The organism is Actinomycetota bacterium (genome assembly GCA_004297305.1).
Lineage (GTDB): Bacteria > Actinomycetota > Actinomycetes > S36-B12 > FW305-bin1 > FW305-bin1.
This window is the reverse complement of the sequence record SCTR01000001.1, coordinates 1-16,094: the sequence shown is the minus strand read 5'-3', so window position 1 is coordinate 16,094 and position 16,094 is coordinate 1. Positions and strand designations below refer to the sequence as shown.

Annotated in this window: 17 protein-coding genes; 9 read left to right on the top strand and 8 right to left on the bottom strand. The window is 72.1% G+C overall.

Translation table 11 applies throughout. The features are described from left to right. Position 1 precedes the first annotated feature (1 nt). The 3 genes from EPO13_00085 to EPO13_00075 form a co-directional block, all read right to left on the bottom strand. Complete coding sequence (locus EPO13_00085) at positions 2-1,063, bottom strand: hypothetical protein (GenBank protein TAK71274.1); 1,062 nt, start codon at positions 1,061-1,063, stop codon at positions 2-4. A gap of 68 nt (positions 1,064-1,131) precedes the next feature. Further along, positions 1,132-2,535 carry a hypothetical protein gene (locus tag EPO13_00080; GenBank protein TAK71273.1) on the bottom strand — a complete coding sequence of 468 codons (1,404 nt, stop codon included), beginning with the start codon at positions 2,533-2,535 and terminating at the stop codon, positions 1,132-1,134. A 56-nt stretch (positions 2,536-2,591) separates the two neighbouring features. Further along, complete coding sequence (locus EPO13_00075; protein TAK71272.1) at positions 2,592-4,346, bottom strand: biotin/lipoyl-binding protein; 1,755 nt, start codon at positions 4,344-4,346, stop codon at positions 2,592-2,594. Between the two features lie 430 nt (positions 4,347-4,776). Here EPO13_00075 and EPO13_00070 point away from each other — a divergent pair, with 430 nt between their 5' ends. Continuing rightward, positions 4,777-5,499 (top strand): LPXTG cell wall anchor domain-containing protein, encoded by a 723-nt coding sequence (locus EPO13_00070; GenBank protein ID TAK71271.1) that lies wholly within the window; start codon positions 4,777-4,779, stop codon positions 5,497-5,499. 278 nt (positions 5,500-5,777) lie between these two features. After that, positions 5,778-6,587, top strand: a complete 810-nt coding sequence (locus tag EPO13_00065) for a hypothetical protein (protein TAK71270.1) — start codon at positions 5,778-5,780, stop codon at positions 6,585-6,587. 37 nt (positions 6,588-6,624) lie between these two features. On the opposite strand, the gene EPO13_00060 is transcribed toward EPO13_00065, so the two are convergent. Genes EPO13_00060 through EPO13_00050 form a run of 3 tightly spaced genes read right to left on the bottom strand, consistent with a single transcriptional unit; the run spans position 6,625 to position 9,091 of the window. Continuing rightward, positions 6,625-7,257 (bottom strand): septum formation inhibitor Maf, encoded by a 633-nt coding sequence (locus EPO13_00060; protein TAK71340.1) that lies wholly within the window; start codon positions 7,255-7,257, stop codon positions 6,625-6,627. Between the two features lie 20 nt (positions 7,258-7,277). Next, complete coding sequence (locus EPO13_00055; protein TAK71269.1) at positions 7,278-7,502, bottom strand: acyl-CoA carboxylase subunit epsilon; 225 nt, start codon at positions 7,500-7,502, stop codon at positions 7,278-7,280. Beyond that, positions 7,499-9,091 (bottom strand): acyl-CoA carboxylase subunit beta, encoded by a 1,593-nt coding sequence (locus EPO13_00050; protein ID TAK71268.1) that lies wholly within the window; start codon positions 9,089-9,091, stop codon positions 7,499-7,501. The genes EPO13_00055 and EPO13_00050 overlap by 4 nt, the downstream gene beginning before the upstream one ends. A 37-nt stretch (positions 9,092-9,128) precedes the next feature. Between EPO13_00050 and EPO13_00045 the strand changes: the two genes are divergently transcribed. From EPO13_00045 to EPO13_00030, 4 genes are all read left to right on the top strand, one after another. Then, positions 9,129-9,965 (top strand): biotin--[acetyl-CoA-carboxylase] ligase, encoded by an 837-nt coding sequence (locus tag EPO13_00045; GenBank protein ID TAK71267.1) that lies wholly within the window; start codon positions 9,129-9,131, stop codon positions 9,963-9,965. Between the two features lie 150 nt (positions 9,966-10,115). Further along, positions 10,116-10,655 carry a PH domain-containing protein gene (locus EPO13_00040; GenBank protein ID TAK71266.1) on the top strand — a complete coding sequence of 180 codons (540 nt, stop codon included), beginning with the start codon at positions 10,116-10,118 and terminating at the stop codon, positions 10,653-10,655. A gap of 50 nt (positions 10,656-10,705) precedes the next feature. Continuing rightward, on the top strand, positions 10,706-11,449 hold the full coding sequence (locus tag EPO13_00035; GenBank protein TAK71265.1) for a response regulator transcription factor: 744 nt from the start codon (positions 10,706-10,708) through the stop codon (positions 11,447-11,449). A gap of 28 nt (positions 11,450-11,477) precedes the next feature. Then, positions 11,478-12,728 (top strand): HAMP domain-containing histidine kinase, encoded by a 1,251-nt coding sequence (locus tag EPO13_00030; GenBank protein ID TAK71264.1) that lies wholly within the window; start codon positions 11,478-11,480, stop codon positions 12,726-12,728. Between the two features lie 63 nt (positions 12,729-12,791). Here the strand turns inward: EPO13_00030 and EPO13_00025 are convergent, their stop codons facing one another. Then, positions 12,792-13,280, bottom strand: coding sequence for a GtrA family protein (locus tag EPO13_00025; protein TAK71339.1), 489 nt, complete (start codon positions 13,278-13,280; stop codon positions 12,792-12,794). Between the two features lie 270 nt (positions 13,281-13,550). On the opposite strand from EPO13_00025, the gene EPO13_00020 reads away from it, so the two are divergent. Genes EPO13_00020 through rfbC form a run of 3 tightly spaced genes read left to right on the top strand, consistent with a single transcriptional unit; the run spans position 13,551 to position 15,871 of the window. After that, entirely contained in the window at positions 13,551-14,705 is a 1,155-nt protein-coding gene (locus EPO13_00020; protein ID TAK71263.1) for a 5-(carboxyamino)imidazole ribonucleotide synthase, read from the top strand. Then, on the top strand, positions 14,698-15,249 hold the full coding sequence (purE, locus tag EPO13_00015; protein TAK71262.1) for a 5-(carboxyamino)imidazole ribonucleotide mutase: 552 nt from the start codon (positions 14,698-14,700) through the stop codon (positions 15,247-15,249). The genes EPO13_00020 and purE overlap by 8 nt, the downstream gene beginning before the upstream one ends. A 10-nt stretch (positions 15,250-15,259) precedes the next feature. Continuing rightward, entirely contained in the window at positions 15,260-15,871 is a 612-nt protein-coding gene (gene rfbC, locus EPO13_00010) for a dTDP-4-dehydrorhamnose 3,5-epimerase (GenBank protein TAK71261.1), read from the top strand. Positions 15,872-15,939: 68 nt separating this feature from the next. Here rfbC and EPO13_00005 read toward each other — a convergent pair. Next, a partial coding sequence (locus tag EPO13_00005; GenBank protein ID TAK71260.1) for a UDP-glucose 6-dehydrogenase occupies positions 15,940-16,094 on the bottom strand: 155 nt, incomplete at its 5' end.

The following is a 16,094-nucleotide window of genomic DNA, read 5'->3' as shown; positions in this document are numbered from 1 at the left end:
GTCACCTGACGCGGCCGGAGTCCGCGGATGCCTTCAACGGTCGGGTGTTCACTGCTTCGAATGCCTTCGCCGGCACACGCTTGAGCTGCTCGATCAAGTGGTCCGGCCACGCCGGGTCGGCGGTCCCCTGGAAATACCACGACGAGCCGTTGTCGGCCAGGATCAGGCCGTACCGCTTCATGGCGCGCAGCACGACCTTCGTCTGCGCGGAGTAGCCCCGCAACGAGAACGACTTCTTCAGGCGGAAGCGGGCGCCCATCGGCGGGTACGCCTTGTCCGACGTCGCCCCGGCCTGGTGCCGAGCCGGCCACACGAAGGTCCGCGACGTCGTACTTGCGGTGAAGCGGATCGCGTGGTCGACCTTGCCTGCGGCCACCTCGTCCCAGCGCAGCAGGCCGGGCAGGATCGGCAGGCCGGCCGCATCAGCCGACGTCCATCCCTTGGGCCGCAAAGCATTCGACCGCAGGTCCCATACCGCGCCGGAGCCGGCGGACCAGCGTGGCGAACCGGGATGGGTGTCCCAGGTCTCGTACAGGGTGCAGGTCGTGGCGTCGACCACGATCGCGTGCCGGTCGCCACGGGCGTCGCGGCCGCCCTCGATCCGCGTGTCGTCACCCAGCGGATAGGGGCGCCGGTCGCTTTCGTCGGCGTAGTCGAAGTCGACCCCGACGGCCCCGTGCCCGGCGCCGACCACGGTGACCGGGATGCCGTACGGCTCGGACTGTTCGCCGTACGACGGCCCGAAGTCCGGATGCAGCCGCCGCTTACCGGCACCGGTCGCGGCCAGCCATTGCCGGGACCGGGGGTGGACCGCCAGCCGCTGGACGTCGGCGTGCCAGACGTTGTCCGCGGGGAACACCGGGCACGCCGTACCGGGCAACGGCGCCGAGGACGGGGCCGATCGTGCCGGCAGCAGCACGGCGGCCGCCAGCTTCGGCGAACCGCCGTCAGCGGCTGCGGTCGGCGGGCCGGCCGCAGCGAACGAGCCCGAGCCGAGGCAGCTGGCCGCGACCGACCAGGCCAGGACGACCGCCGGGACGGTACGGCGCGACAGCGAGCTCATGGCTGTCGCATCGACGGCGGCGGGGGAGGCCGTTACCGCCGAGCGGGCGACGTGGCAGACCGGCCGCGTCAGTTCCCGCCGAAGTCGCCCCCGCCGAAGTCCCCGCCTCCGCCACCGAAGTCGCCCCAGCCGCCGCCACCACCGAGGTCGCCACCACCGAAGCCGCCGCTCCCGCCGCCCCAGTCGCCACCGCCCCAGCCGCCGTCGTTGCCGGCCGCGTCCCCGCCGCCGTTGTCGACGTTGTTGATCACGACGGGGCTGTGGAACATGCTGCCCATCATGGTTCCGATCATGAGGGCGGGCAGCACGTTGCCGAAGCTGGCGAAGTAGCCACCGGCGTACGGCGCGTACTGCCGGCCGGCCTGCCAGTACGGCACCCGTTCGCCGTCGACACCGGCCGGGACCTCGCGGGCGGCCGGCAGCATGCCCTCGGCCACCGCGATCGCGCACGCCCGGCAGGCCGGGACCGGCCGGGGTGCGCCACCGTCGGGTGCCCACGAGACGTCCTCGGTGCTGGGTCCGTGGCGTGGATCGAAGAAGCACGGTGGCCGTCGCTCGGGCGCAGGTTCCCCGGCCAGCCGCGCCGTCACGCACGACACGGCGTACCGCCCGTCCTCCAGGGCGGTGGTCACCGCGGCGGCGTCCTGCGGCCGGCGCATCGCGGCGACCGCGAACTTGGACCGGTCGTAGGCGGTCAACGCCGTGGCCAGGTCGGCGCGGCCGGCGTCGTCGAGCCGCGGATCGTTCAGATCGAGACCGGCCAGCCGTTCACCGAACTCGGTGACGTCCTCGTCGACGACGGCGCGGACCTCGGCAAGCCGGGCGGCGCTGATCCGCCGCGCCCGCCGCAGCAGCAGGTAGGCCACCACCGCCACCACGGCGACGATGACCAGCAGGACGATCAGGCCGCCCCAGCCGACGCCCCGCGAGGTCCCGCCGGCGGCAGCTGCTGCACCGGCGTCGTCGATGTTGGAGACGAATCCCGACAGCACCGCGAACGTGTCCGGCCGGTGGTCGTTGAACGCGTTGTCCGCGGCCTCGGTGACCACGGCGTTGGACGGCCCCGCGCGGAACGCAGTGCCGACGACGACCGCGACCACCCCGCCCAGCGACCGGCCCAGGGCAGTGACGACGTTGTCGGGACTGCCGGCGGCGGCCGCGACCGACTGCGGCAGCACGGCGATCCGGATCGGCTCGCCGGAGGCCCGAATCTGATCGCGCAGCTGGTTCGCCTCGGCCGGGCTGAGTGCTTGCGGCGCAGCGGGATCGTTGTAGACCGGATCGGCCCGCAGGGCCGCGACCACGGCGTCGAGTTTCGGGGCGGTGGTCGTCGCGGCGGCGACGCCGCCGAGCGGCAGCAGTGCCGCCAGGACGGCCAGCAGCAATGCCCAGCGGGGCAGCACGAATCGCCGGCGAGCACGGTAGCGACCTGCCGGCAGCGGCGGGCGGGACGTGGATCTCGGGACGGTCACGCCGTCCACGTTAGCCCGAGCGGCCCCGCACCGGGCTGCCCGGGGAACGGCGTACCTCAGGCGTCCTTGAGTTCCAGCAGCACCGCGCCGGTCGTCACCGTGGCGCCGACCTCGGCCGCCAGCCCGCTGACGACTCCGGCCTTGTGGGCGTTCAGCGGCTGCTCCATCTTCATGGCCTCCAGGATCACCAGCAGCTCGCCGGCCTCGACCGCCTGGCCCTCGGATACCGCGACCTTGACGATCGTGCCCTGCATCGGCGCGGCGACGGCGTCGCCCGAGGCGCCGCCGGCCGCCTTGCGCCCGCCGCGCCGGGTACCGGTCTTGGCTGCCGGCGCCGCGGTGTCCACGGCCAGGCTCGCCGGCAAGGTCACCTCGAGGCGCTTGCCGCCCACCTCCACCACGACGGTCTGCCGGCCAGCGGCCTCGTCGGAGTCGACGGCCGCGCCGGAGTACGGCGGGATCGTGTTGTCGAACTCGGTCTCGATCCAGCGGGTGTGCACCGAGAACGGGACGCCGGGCGGCGGCGCGAACGCCGGGTCGGCGACGACCGCGCGATGGAACGGGATGGCGGTCGCGATGCCGTCGACCTCGAACTCCGCGAGGGCTCGGCGCGACCGCGCCAGCGCCTGGTTGCGGTCGGCCCCGGTGACGATCAGCTTGGCCAGCAACGAGTCGAAGTTGCCGCCGATCTCGTCGCCCTCGACGAAACCGCCGTCCAGCCGTACGCCGGGCCCGCTGGGCGCCCGCCACACCGTGAGCACTCCGGGAGCCGGCAGGAAGTTGCGCCCGGGGTCCTCGCCGTTGATCCGGAACTCGATGGAGTGGCCCCGCAACGGCGGATCGTCGTACCCCAGCGGCTCGCCGGCGGCGATCCGGAACTGTTCGCGCACCAGGTCGATCCCGGCGACCTCTTCGCTGACCGGGTGTTCCACCTGCAGCCGGGTGTTGACCTCGAGGAAGGAGATCGTGCCGTCCTGCCCGACCAGGAACTCGCACGTGCCGGCGCCGACATAGCCGGCCTCGCGAATGATGGCCTTGGACGCGCGGTACAGCTCCGCGATCTGCGCCTCGGACAGGAACGGCGCGGGCGCCTCCTCGACCAGCTTCTGGTGCCGGCGCTGCAAGGAGCAGTCGCGGGTGGACACCACCACGACGTTGCCGTGGCTGTCGGCCAGCACCTGGGTCTCGACGTGACGGGGACGGTCGAGATACCGCTCGACGAAACACTCGCCGCGGCCGAACGCTGCGACCGCCTCCCGTACGGCGGAGTCGAAGAGTTCGGGAATCTCCTCGATGGTGCGCGCGACCTTGAGGCCGCGGCCGCCGCCGCCGAACGCCGCCTTGATCGCGATGGGAAGGCCGTATTCGGTGGCGAAGGCGACGATCTCGTCGGCGTCTTTGACCGGGTCGGCGGTTCCTTGCACCTGCGGGGCGCCGGCGCGGGTGGCGATGTGGCGCGCCGACACCTTGTCGCCGAGGTCGCGGATGGCCTGCGGCGGCGGGCCGATCCAGGTCAGCCCGGCGTCGATGACCGCCTGGGCGAAGTCGGCGTTCTCCGACAGGAAGCCGTAGCCGGGGTGCACGGCGTCGGCGCCGGAGCGGCGGGCCACGTCGATGAGCTTGTCGATGACCAGGTAGCTCTCGGCTGCGGTCCCGCCGCCGAGGGCGTAGGCCTCGTCGGCGGCACGGACGTGCTGCGCGTCGCGGTCCGGGTCGGCATACACCGCGACGGAGGCCAGACCGGCGTCGCGGCACGCGCGCGCCACCCGGATCGCGATCTCGCCGCGGTTGGCGATGAGCACCTTCTGCACGTGAGCTCCTCTTGGCGCGACGGCTCGCGCCAGGGTCGAATCCGGGCGCTGGACCGCCGCCAGGCCCCGGGTGACTGTAGCGACGCGGGGGCCGCCGAAGGGATCCGGGGCGCTTCGGCATCGTGTCGGGTCGGTCATGTCGGGTGGACGGCGTCGCCGCGCCAGGCCACCGCCGGCGGACCGGCTGGAGCAGTACGGCGGTGCGATCCGTCACACTGCTGCTCACGCTGTGTTGTGCATTGGGCCATTGGGACAGCTGAGTCGTACGTTCGTCCGACGGCAGGACGAGTGATCTCGTGGTTCTGCTGACTGACAGTGACCTCTACCGTGGTCGCGAACAGTCGTCGTGGGGGTCTCGGGGCGGTCAGGACCACGGGATGCCTCCTCACGGAGGACGCGACGCCAGCGCACGAGCTTCAGGGAGCCAGTGATGACCACCAGCAGGACAAGCCGCCGCGCGATCTTCGCGGTCGCCGCCGGCCTCGTCGGGACCGGCGCCTTCGTCGCGTTGAGCGCCGCGCCGGCCTTCGCCTACCGAGGGGACATCACCGGCGTCGCCGAGTGTGTGACCTCCGACGGCACCTACACCGTCACCTGGACGTTGACCAACGACATGAACGTCGCCCGACAGGGCGACGTGGTCGCGGTCCGTGGCGGCGGCTCGATCAACCCGGGTCACGCCACGGCGCCCGGCGACGGCTCGGTCGTGCTGGTCCAGTCCGGGATTCCCGGGACGTCGACCTCGGCCGGGATCACCATCGACTACGAGATCGGGCCCAACGGCGCGCCGTCGGGTACGGAGTCGCGCGACATCGCCCTGCCCGGTACGCCGTGCACCAAGGTGACGCCGACCCCGACGCCGACCACGCCGACTCCGACGCCGACGTCGTCGCAGCCGGTGGCACCGGTGATCACGCCGACGCCGACCGCCTCGACCACGTCCCCGACCTCGTCGCCGACGAAGAAGTCGACGCCGGCCGCGTCCGACACGCAGACCGAGGCACCGGCGACGACGACACCTGCCGCCGGCACCCTGCCGCGGACCGGTGGTTCGGCCGGGACGCTCGCCGTCGGGCTGATCGGTGCCGGGGCGCTGTTGGGCGGCGCCGGCCTCGTGGTGGCAGCTCGCCGGCCCGGGGGACGTCACAGCTGACGCGAGCCTGTGCAAGGACCCACGATGAGCCGCTCCGGTTGGAGCGGCTCATCGTGGTTGTGGACGCGTGAGGGGGCCGTCCCGATCTCGTCCGATACTCGGCGTGATTGACGGACACGCCGAACGGGTCACGGGTGGTCGCACAGCGTGGGCTTAACCTCGCTGGTGCGTGACCGGGTCGGCTTCGGTCGCTCGCAGGCATCGCCTGCTGGTGACCTTCCCTCGTCGGCGGACCGGTTCCTGCGCCCACCCCCCGGTATGACGTCAGGACGGGATCCATGGCCACCATCATCACCGCTCGTCGGCTCGCCTTGCTCGCTACGCCGCTGCTCGCCGTCGGCGCGGTCGCGCTCACGGCCGGGCCGGCCTCGGCCGGCGGCACGATCTCCGGGACCGCGAGCTGCGACGAGACCATGGGTACGTATGTCGTGACCTGGACGCTGGCCAATCACCGGTCGCTGCCCGGCACGGTCTGGGCGACGGGTGTCTCGCCGGGCGGGACGACGCTCAGCGGGATCGGCAGCAGCGCGGCCACCGCCACGCCGGTCCCCGCCGCCACGGGTTCGACGTACCCGACTATCACCGTGCTGCAGACCGCCGTCCCGGGCACGTCGAAGGTCGCCACCCTCACGGTCTCCGCCGCGTGGCCGGATGGTCACACCGGCAGCAGCGTCGGCAGCGTGCCGCTGTCGGGCACGTGCTGCCCAAAGCCGAGCCCGACTCCCACGCCGACCGCCACGACACCGTCGCCGACCGCCACGTCCACCCCCACTCCCAGTGCGACGACGAGCACGGCGACGCCGACTCCCTCGGGCACCACGACCACCGCCACGCCGGTCGCCCCGGCCACGACCGCGCCGGCCACAGTGGTGCCGACCACGTCCTCGTCACCAGCGGTCGTGCCGACCTCAGGTGAGACGTCGGGCGCGGCAGCGACCCCGAGCGGCGCGCAGACCGCGGCCGGTGGGGTGCTGCCGCAGACCGGTGGCTCCGGCGCACTCGGCGCCGGACTGCTGGCCGGCACGCTGCTGGTGGCCGGTGCCGTGTTGCTGGCGGTGTCGCGGCTGCGGCCGGGCCGCCACCGCTGACTGCCTCGTCACTGACCGGGTAGTTGCGCGGACTCGGTTACGCCGATCGGCGGGGCCAGCCCGCGGTCCAGGAGCGGCCCAGGTCGGCAAACATGCTGCGCAACAATGGAACGGACACGCCCAGCACGTTCGACGGGTCGCCGTCGATGCCGTCGATGAACGCGGCGCCGAGGCCGTCCAGGGTGAACGCGCCGGCGACGGCCAAGGGCTCCTCGGAGGCGACGTACGCCGCGATCTCGTCATCACCGGGGGAGCCGAACCGGACGACGGTCGACCGTACGGCGTCCCGCCGCCGACCGGACTCGACGTCGATCAGCGCGTGCCCGGTGTGCAGCAGCCCGCGCTGGCCGCGCATCGCGCGCCACCGTTCGATCGCGAGGCGAGCAGTCGCCGGTTTGCCGTAGGCCGTGCCGGCGAGGTCGAGCATGGAGTCGCAGCCCAGGACGAGACTGCCGGCCAGCGCAGGATCGGCGGCGCCGCTCGCGGCCACGTCGTCGGCTTTCGCGGCGGCGAGGACGGCGACCAAGCGGCGCGGGTCACGCCGTACGGCGGCATCGGCGGCCGCGGTTACCGCGGCCTCGTCGACGGAACTCACCCGGACCAGCGGGTCGAGCCCGGCCGCGCGAAGCACGGCCAGACGCGCCGGTGACGCGCTCGCGAGGACAAGCACGGACGCCTCGCCGCGACCCGTCACCTCGGCAGCGTGGATGCCCACCAGCCGGCAGGTCCCACCTGCAGTGGCCTGCGCACCTGGCGCCACGGCGACGCCCACTGGGAGGCCGGTGCTGCCGGTTCGGGCTGCGGGGCGCGGGCGGCGGCCGTCACGACCGCGACGAGCGCGGCGATCTCCTCCGGCGTCGCGGACCCCCGGACCAGCCGCAGCACCGGCCGGCCCGGCTCGTCTCCGCTGCTCATAGGGGGATGTTCCCGTGCTTCTTCGGCGGCAGGTTCGCCCGCTTGGTGGCCAGGGTGCGCAGCGCGCGGATGATCGACGTGCGGGTCTCCCGGGGATGGATCACCCGGTCGACGTAGCCGCGCTCGGCGGCGATGTAGGGATTGGCCAGGTGGTCCTCATACTCGGTGATCAGCCGAGCCCGGGCCGCTTCCTTGTCGGCCGCCTCGGCGATCTCCTTGCGGTAGAGGATGTTCACCGCACCCTGAGCCCCCATGACCGCGATCTGCGCTGTGGGCCAGGCGAGGTTGACGTCGGCGCCCAAGTGCTTGGAGCCCATGACGTCGTACGCGCCGCCGTACGCCTTCCTGGTGATCACCGTGACGAGGGGGACGGTCGCCTCGGCGTACGCGTAGATCAGCTTGGCGCCGCGGCGGATGATCCCGTTCCACTCCTGGGACGTGCCGGGGAGGAAGCCCGGTACGTCGACGAACGTCAGGACCGGGAGGTTGAACGCGTCGCAGGTGCGCACGAAGCGCGCCGCCTTCTCCGACGCCTCGATGTCCAGGGTGCCGGCGAACTGCATGGGCTGGTTGGCCACGACGCCGACCGGTCGGCCCTCGACGCGACCGAACCCGCAGATGATGTTGGGCGCGAACAGCGGCTGCACCTCGAGGAACTCGTCCTCGTCCAAGACATGCTCGATGACCTTGTGCATGTCGTACGGCTGGTTGGGCGAATCCGGGACGAGGGTGTCCAGTTCGCGGTCGTGGTCGGTGATCTCGAGATCGACTGCGGTAGCGACCGTCGGGGGCTGTTCGAGGTTGTTGCTCGGCAGGTACGACAGCAGCGCCCGCACGTAGTCCAGCGCGTCGGCCTCGTCGTGACCCATGTAGTGCGCCACGCCGGAACGGGTGTTGTGCGCCCGGGCGCCACCGAGTTCCTCGAATCCGACGTCCTCACCGGTGACGGTCTTGATGACGTCCGGACCGGTGATGAACATGTGGGAGGTCTGGTCGACCATGACGACGAAGTCGGTGATCGCCGGCGAGTAGACCGCCCCCCCGGCGCACGGACCCATGATCAGCGAGATCTGCGGGACGACGCCGGACGCCAGGACGTTGCGGTGGAAGATCTCGCCGTACAGGCCGAGGGAGACCACGCCCTCCTGGATGCGGGCGCCGCCGGAGTCGTTGATGCCGATCACCGGGCAGCCTGTCTTCATCGCCAGGTCCATGACCTTGACGATCTTCTCGCCGAAGACCTCGCCGAGTGAGCCGCCGAACACGGTGAAGTCCTGCGCGAACACGCACACCGGGCGGCCGTCGATGGTGCCGTAGCCGGTGACCACGCCGTCGCCGTACGGCCGGTTCTTCTCCTGCCCGAAGGCATACGACCGGTGCCGGGCGAGGCCGTCGAGTTGCTGGAAGGACCCCTCGTCGAGCAGCGCGAGGATGCGCTCCATCGCCGTCTGCTTGCCGCGCGCGTGCTGCTTGTCGATCGCCGCCTGGCGGCGACCCTGCGCCTCGTCGCGTCGCCGGTCCAGCTCGGCGAGTTTGCCCCGGGTGCTGTGCGGATCCGGTGCGGTGGGATCGGGCGCGGTCGCGCTCATCAGACATCCTCTCGACGGTCGGTCGTACCTTAGCGACGTGCCCCCGCCACCCCGGTCGCCCCTGGACGCCACGGCGCTGCGTCAGGCGCTCGCCGCACGGGATCGGGCCGGAATCCCGGTGAGGCTGCTAGCCAGCACCGGGTCCACCAACACCGAGGCCGCCGCGGCGGCCCGGTCGGGCGCGGCTGCCGGCACCGTTGTGGCTGCCGACCATCAGGCGGCCGGCCGAGGCCGGCTGGACCGGCGATGGGACAGCCCACCGTCCTCGGGGCTGCTGTTCTCCGTGGTGGTGCGACCTGCCGGGCTGCCGGCCCGGGCGTGGAGCTGGCTGCCGCTGCTGACCGGGGTCGCGGTCGCCGCCGCCGTCCGGGCCGAGACGGCGGTGGACGTCGGCCTGAAATGGCCGAACGATCTCGTGGTCGAACAGGACGGGCAGCAACGCAAGCTCGGCGGCATCCTCTGCGAGGCGTTGCCCGCGCCGGAGCCCGAGGCGGTGGCGGCGGTGCTCGGTGTCGGGATCAACGTCGACCTGCGCGCCGACGAGTTGCCGGTGCCCGCCGCCACGTCCCTGGTCCTGGCCGGCGCCAGCCCGCTGCCGCGGGAACAGCTGCTGGCCGCCGCCGTCGCGTCGCTGCTGACGGCGTACGAGCAGTGGGCTGCACACGACTTCGACGCGCAGGCCAGCGGGCTGCACGACGAGTACCTCGCCGCGTGCCGCACGCTCGGCGTGCTGGTCGAGGTCAGCCGTCCCGCGGCGCCGCCGCTTCGTGGCCGCGCAGTCGGCCTCGACCGGGACGGGTCGCTGCTGGTCGACTCGGCCGGCAGCACCGTGGTCGTCGCCGCGGGCGACGTGGTCCACCTGCGGGCCGACTGAGCGGCTGCACCGACTGGGCCGGCACAGCGACTGGGCCGGCCCGAGCGACCAGGCCGGCCAAGCGACTGAGCCGGCCGACCTGACTGAGCCGATTGCCGCGGGCTGTCGTGGCTGACCCGCGGCGTGGCGGGTCCGTGCCACGATGCGCGCATGGGCTATCCGGCGCGGCTCTTGGGCGAGGGCGAGACGATCGAGTTCGAGATGAAGCCGCACTGGCGCGCCCTGCTGCCGCCGCTGTGCTGGCTCCTCGGCGTGATCTTCGTCGGCGTGTTCCTGTGGACCAAGTGGGGCGACTGGTTCTCCGACAGCGACGCCGTCCGGTCGGTCGGGCGCTGGGCGATCTTCGGCGTCGCCGTGTTCATCCTCATCGTGTGGACGGCCCGCCCGTTCATCTACTGGCTGACCACCGACTACGTCTTCACCAACCGCCGGATCATCGTGCGGACCGGGTTCATCGCCCGGCAGGGCCGCGACATGCCGCTATCGAAGGTGAACAACGTGTCCTTCGACATCACGGTGCTGGGGCGGATCCTGAACTACGGCCGGCTGTCTGTGGTCTCAGCCAGCGACGAACCCCTCGTGATCAACGACGTCCCCAGCGTCGAGACGATCCAGCGGGAGGTCAACCGGCTGCACGAGGAGGACGATGAAATGAGGCGGCGTCGCGGCGGCTGGACGCCGGACAACTGACCACCGGTGCGTTGGCGGACAGCCGGCTGCAGCGGTCCTAGCATCGGCCCGTGACGCGGGTCCTGCTGGCCGAGGACGATCCGGACATCGCCGTACCGCTCACTCGGGTCCTGCAGCGCGAGGGCTACGAAGTAGCCGTCGTCGCCACCGGGGGAGCCGCCCTGGCCGCCGTTCGCCGGGCCCGCCCGGCCGTCGTCCTGCTCGATCTCGGCCTGCCCGACATGGACGGCCTGGACGTCTGCCGCCGGCTGCGGGGGGCCGGGGACGACATCGCCATCCTCATCCTGACTGCCCGCGCCGACCCCGCCGACCTGGTGGTCAGCCTGGACGCCGGGGCCGACGACTACGTGAGCAAGCCGTTCCGTACGCCCGAACTGCTGGCGCGCGTGCGGGCCCTGGTTCGCCGTTCCACCGCTCCGGACGTCGTGCAGACCGGACTGCTGCGGATCGATCCGGCGGCTCGGCGGGTGCGTATCGGCGACCACGAGATCGCCTTGACGCCCAAGGAGTTCGAGCTGCTGTTGGTGCTGGCGACCAAGCACGGCACGACGATCTCGCGGGAGCAGCTCGTCCACGACGTGTGGCACGTGACGTGGGCGGGGGCGACGAAGACCGTCGACGTGCACGTCTCGGCCTTGCGGCGCAAGCTCGCGTACGGCGCGGAACCGGGCCGGCGCGGCAATCCGGTCATCACGACCGTGCGGGGAATCGGGTATCGCCTCGACGTCGACGGGTTGACCCCGTCGGGTCGCCGTACCCGCAGTGGCGAGTCCCCTCCGACGGCTCTGCTGTGACCGCCCAACCGCAGGCGCTGGCGCAGCAATGAGGAAGCGAGCCGCAGTCGTCGCCGTCGTGGTGACGCTCATCGTCGCGGGCATGATCGCGACCGGGCTGTACGTCCAGCGGCGCGGCGAGAACTCCGCGACCTCAGCGGCCGACCGGGTCCTCGTCGCGGTGACCGCGCGGCTGTCCGATCCGGTAGCCCGGAGCTCCGCGCCGATCACCGCGGCCTTCCTGCTGGCCGTGGCCGGTCCCGGCGTCGACGTCGTGGTGCGACTGCCCGACGGCCGGACGGTCGTGGCGACGCAGGCCGAGGGCGGCCGGGTGTACGCCCACGAGGCGGTCGCCACCGACGGCACGCGGGTGACCGCGTATGCCCGGTTGAGCGGCGTCTGGATGTACTACGTCGCCGTCGGATCGATTCTGCTGGTCAGCGGGGCGGTGGTGGCGTACGTCGTCGGCTCGTCGCGCCGACGTGACCGCCGGGTCGTCGCGGCGCTGGACGAACTCGAGCGTGTCGCGGCCAGCATGGGGTCCTTCCCGGTCGTGCCGGCACCGGCCACGTTTGGCATCGCCGAGGTCGATCGCGTCGCGGAACGGTTGCGGGACAGCAACGAGCGGCTGGCCCGGGTGGTCGAGGCGGAGCGGCGGCTGGTGTCGGACGTCAGCCACCAACTGCGGACGCCCCTGACGGCGCTCGGCCTGCGATTGGAGGAGCTGGCCGCGCAGGCTGACGACGCAACAGTCGTGCGGGAGGAGACTGCCGCGGCGCAACGTCAGGTGGAGCGGCTGACCGCCGTCGTGGCGGACCTGGTCGCGCTGCATCGGGAGGGGGCCGCGGCCGGCGACGCGGTGATCGACGTCGACGACCTGGTGATCAGCGTGGCTCGGGAGTGGGCGCCGCTGTACCTGGCTCGGGGCCGCACCCTGCTGCGGGCCGGGGTCACCGAGCTGCGGGCACGTGCCCGCGGTGGGGCTGCCGCGCAGGTGCTGTCCGCGCTGGTGGACAACGCGTTGCAGCACGGCGCGGGCACCGTCGTGGTGCGGACCCGCCGTAGCGCGGGATGGGTCGTGATCGAGGTGTCCGACCAGGGTCCGGGAATCGCTACCGCGATCGGCGGCCGGGTCTTCGAACGTGGTGTGACGACGGGGAGCGGCCAGGGGCTGGGACTGTCGTTGGCACGGCGGCTGGCCGAGGCGGAGGGCGGGCGGCTCGAGCTGCTGTCGACCGCGCCGCCGGTGCTGGGACTGTTCCTGCCGGTCGCTCCGCAGGAGGGCGAGACTGACTGCTAGGACCGCGGGCTCGTGGCCAGTACGGCGTGACCGGGTCGAGCAGGTGGTACGGCGTGACGGCGGCTAGTACGGCGTGACCGCGTCGCGCTCGACGGCTTCGAGGTCCTCGCCCACCGCTTGCGGGAACACCCACCGGCGGTAAGCGTAGAACCGGAACAGGGTGGCCAGCCCGACGCCGATCACGTTGGCGGAGATGTTGTCCGCCAACGCCGAGGTCAGGCCCAGGGCGTAGTGCGACACCCACAGGCAGCTCACGCTGATGAGCAGCCCGATGCCGTTGAACAGGAAGAAGAGCGTGTATTCGCGGGCGAATCCGGTCCGCTCCCGGTGACGCCAGGTCCAGTGCCGGTTGCCGAGGTAGGCGACCGTCGCGGCGACGACCGTGCTGATCACCTTCGCGGTCAGCGGCTTCTCGTAGAAATGGCCGGAGCCGACGTAGCGCAGCAGGTTGAACAGCCCGATATCGACGATGTACGCCACGATCCCGACGACACCGAACTTGGCCGCTTCGTGCCCGATCCGGCGTACCCCGTCGGTGACGATGCTCACCAGCCGTGGAGGCTTCTTCGCCGCCGAGCGGGGCGCGGGTTTCGCGGCGGCCGCGGGCCGGCCGGCGGCCGGACCACTCGCCGCCGGGGACGCGGCGACCGGACCGTGGCCGCCGTCGTCGGTATTCGCGTCGGCGGGGCCGGTCGGCGGTGAGGTGGTCATGAGGACGCCGAGTCTACGCACGGGATCCGGCCGGGCCGGGCAGCCCCGCGACCCGCCGCTCATGATTCTGCGACATTCCTGCGACGTCCCGGCCGTCGATAGGGTCGGCCCATGACGAGTCGCTGGCCACGCGTCGGCCTCGTCGGAGGCGGCCAGCTCGCCCGCATGACGGCTCCCGCGGCCGAGGCGCTCAGCGTGCGGCTGCGGGTGCTCGCGCTGTCGGCGCAGGAGAGCGCCGCCCAGGTGATCCCCGAGGTCGTCATCGGCAGCCACGACGACCTCGTCGCGCTGCAGGCGCTGTCCCGCGACTGCGACGTGGTCACCTTCGACCACGAGCACGTACCGCCGGATCAGCTCGCCGCCCTGAGCGCCGCGGGCGTGGTGCTGCGGCCCGGGCCGGCGGCGCTCGCGCACGCCCAGGACAAGGTCGTCATGCGGGAGGCGCTCGCGGCTGCCGGTGTGCCGTGCCCGCCGTGGACCGTGGCGTCCTCGGCGGCGGACATCGTCGGCTTCGCCGAGCGCACCGGGTGGCCGGTGGTGGCCAAGACCTCCCGCGGCGGCTACGACGGGCGCGGTGTGTGGACCCTGGACTCCCCGGCTGCCGCGGTCGCGCTGGTTGACGACGTCCCGCTGGCTCCGGGCGCCCGTTGGCTGATCGAGCAGCGAGTGCCGTTCGTCCGTGAACTCTCCGCGCAGGTGGCACGCTCGCCGCACGGTCAGGCCGTCGCCTATCCGGTGGTGCGGACGGTGCAGACCGACGGGATCTGCACCGAGGTGGTGGCGCCGTGTCCGCAGCTGCCGGCCGAGCGAGCCACTGCCGCGCAGCAGATCGCGCTGCAGATCGCTGCCGCGCTCGGCGTGGTCGGCATGCTCGCGGTGGAGTTGTTCGACACCGGTACCGAACTGCTGGTCAACGAACTGGCGATGCGCCCGCACAACAGCGGGCACTGGTCGATCGAAGGCGCGGTGACCAGCCAGTTCGAGAATCATTTGCGTGCGGTGCTCGACCTGCCGCTCGGCTCGCCGCGGATGCTCGCGCCGTATGCCGTGATGGTCAACGTGCTGGGCGGTGACAAGCCGGACCTGTACCACGCGTACCTGCATTGCCTGGCACGCGATCCCGAATTGAAGATCCATATGTACGGCAAGGAGGTTCGGCCCGGCCGCAAGGTCGGGCACGTGACCGTCCTCGGCGATCAGCTCGACGACCTGCTGGCCCGCGCGCACCACGCCGCGGACTACCTCACCGGAGTCATCGATGAATGACCGTTCCCCGCTGGCCGGTTCGCCCGTGGTCGGCGTCGTCATGGGCAGCGATTCCGACTGGCCCGTCATGTCCGCCGCCGCCGCTGCCCTCGACGAGTTGGGAATCGGCAACGAGGTCGCTGTGGTCTCGGCGCACCGGATGCCCGACGAGATGATCGCCTACGGCCGCAACGCGGCCGCCCGTGGGCTGGCGGTCATCATCGCCGGTGCCGGCGGCGCCGCGCACCTGCCCGGCATGCTCGCGTCGGTCACCGCGCTGCCGGTGGTCGGCGTCCCCGTTCCGCTGGAACGACTCGACGGGCTGGATTCGTTGCTGTCCATCGTGCAGATGCCGGCGGGGGTCCCGGTCGCCACCGTCGGAATCGGGAACGCGCGCAACGCCGGCCTGCTCGCCGCCCGCATCCTGGCCGTGAGCGATCAGCAACTGCGACAACGGCTCGACGCGTTTGCGCTCGAACTGCGGGACACCGCGGTCGCCAAGGGCGAGGCCCTGGCCCGCCGCCGGCTGGGACCGGTGGGTTTCGCCGGCCCGGACGCAAAGTAACCTGCCGCCCGTGCAGATCACCGCGCTGTCCGTCGAGGGCGCCTATTCGGTCACCCCGCAGGTGTTCGGAGACCAGCGAGGCGCTTTTCTCGAGTGGTTCACCTCGCCGTCCTTCAGCGCTGCCGTGGGCCACGAGTTCTCACTGGCGCAGGCGAACTGCTCGGTCTCGGCCCGTGGGGTCCTGCGCGGGATCCACTTCGCCGACGTCCCGCCAGGCCAGGCGAAGTACGTGACGTGTGTCGCCGGTGCCGTGCTCGACGTCGTCGTCGACATCCGGGTGGGGTCACCGACCTTCGGCCAGTGGGACTCCGTCCTGCTCGACACCACCGATCGCCGCGCGATCTATCTCGGTGAGGGTCTCGGCCACGCGTTCTGCGCCCTAGAGGACGGCTCGACCGTGGTGTACCTGTGCAGTACGCCGTACGCCCCGCAACGCGAACACGAAGTGCATCCGCTCGACCCCGCGATCGGCATCGCCTGGCCCACCGACCTCGAGCCGGTGTTGTCGGCCAAGGACGCCGCCGCACCGACGCTGGCCGAGGCGGCCGAACGCGGTCTGCTGCCGTCGTACGACGCCAGCCGCGCCTGGGTCGCCTCGCTGGCCAAACCGGCGACGGCCTGACACCCGTTCTCCCTCAGGCTATTCCGGCTCGCACGATAGTTCGGCTCACGGTCGCCCGCGCTGCAGCGTTAGGGGCGGCCGATGCCTTTGTAGGTCCAGCCGGCGGTGCGCCAGGTGTGGGGGTTCAGGGCGTTGCGGGCGTCGAGGATGCGGGGGTGGGTGACCCAGGTGGCGGTGGTGGTGGGGTCCAGGTCGCGGTAGTCGCGCCATTCGGTGAGCAGGA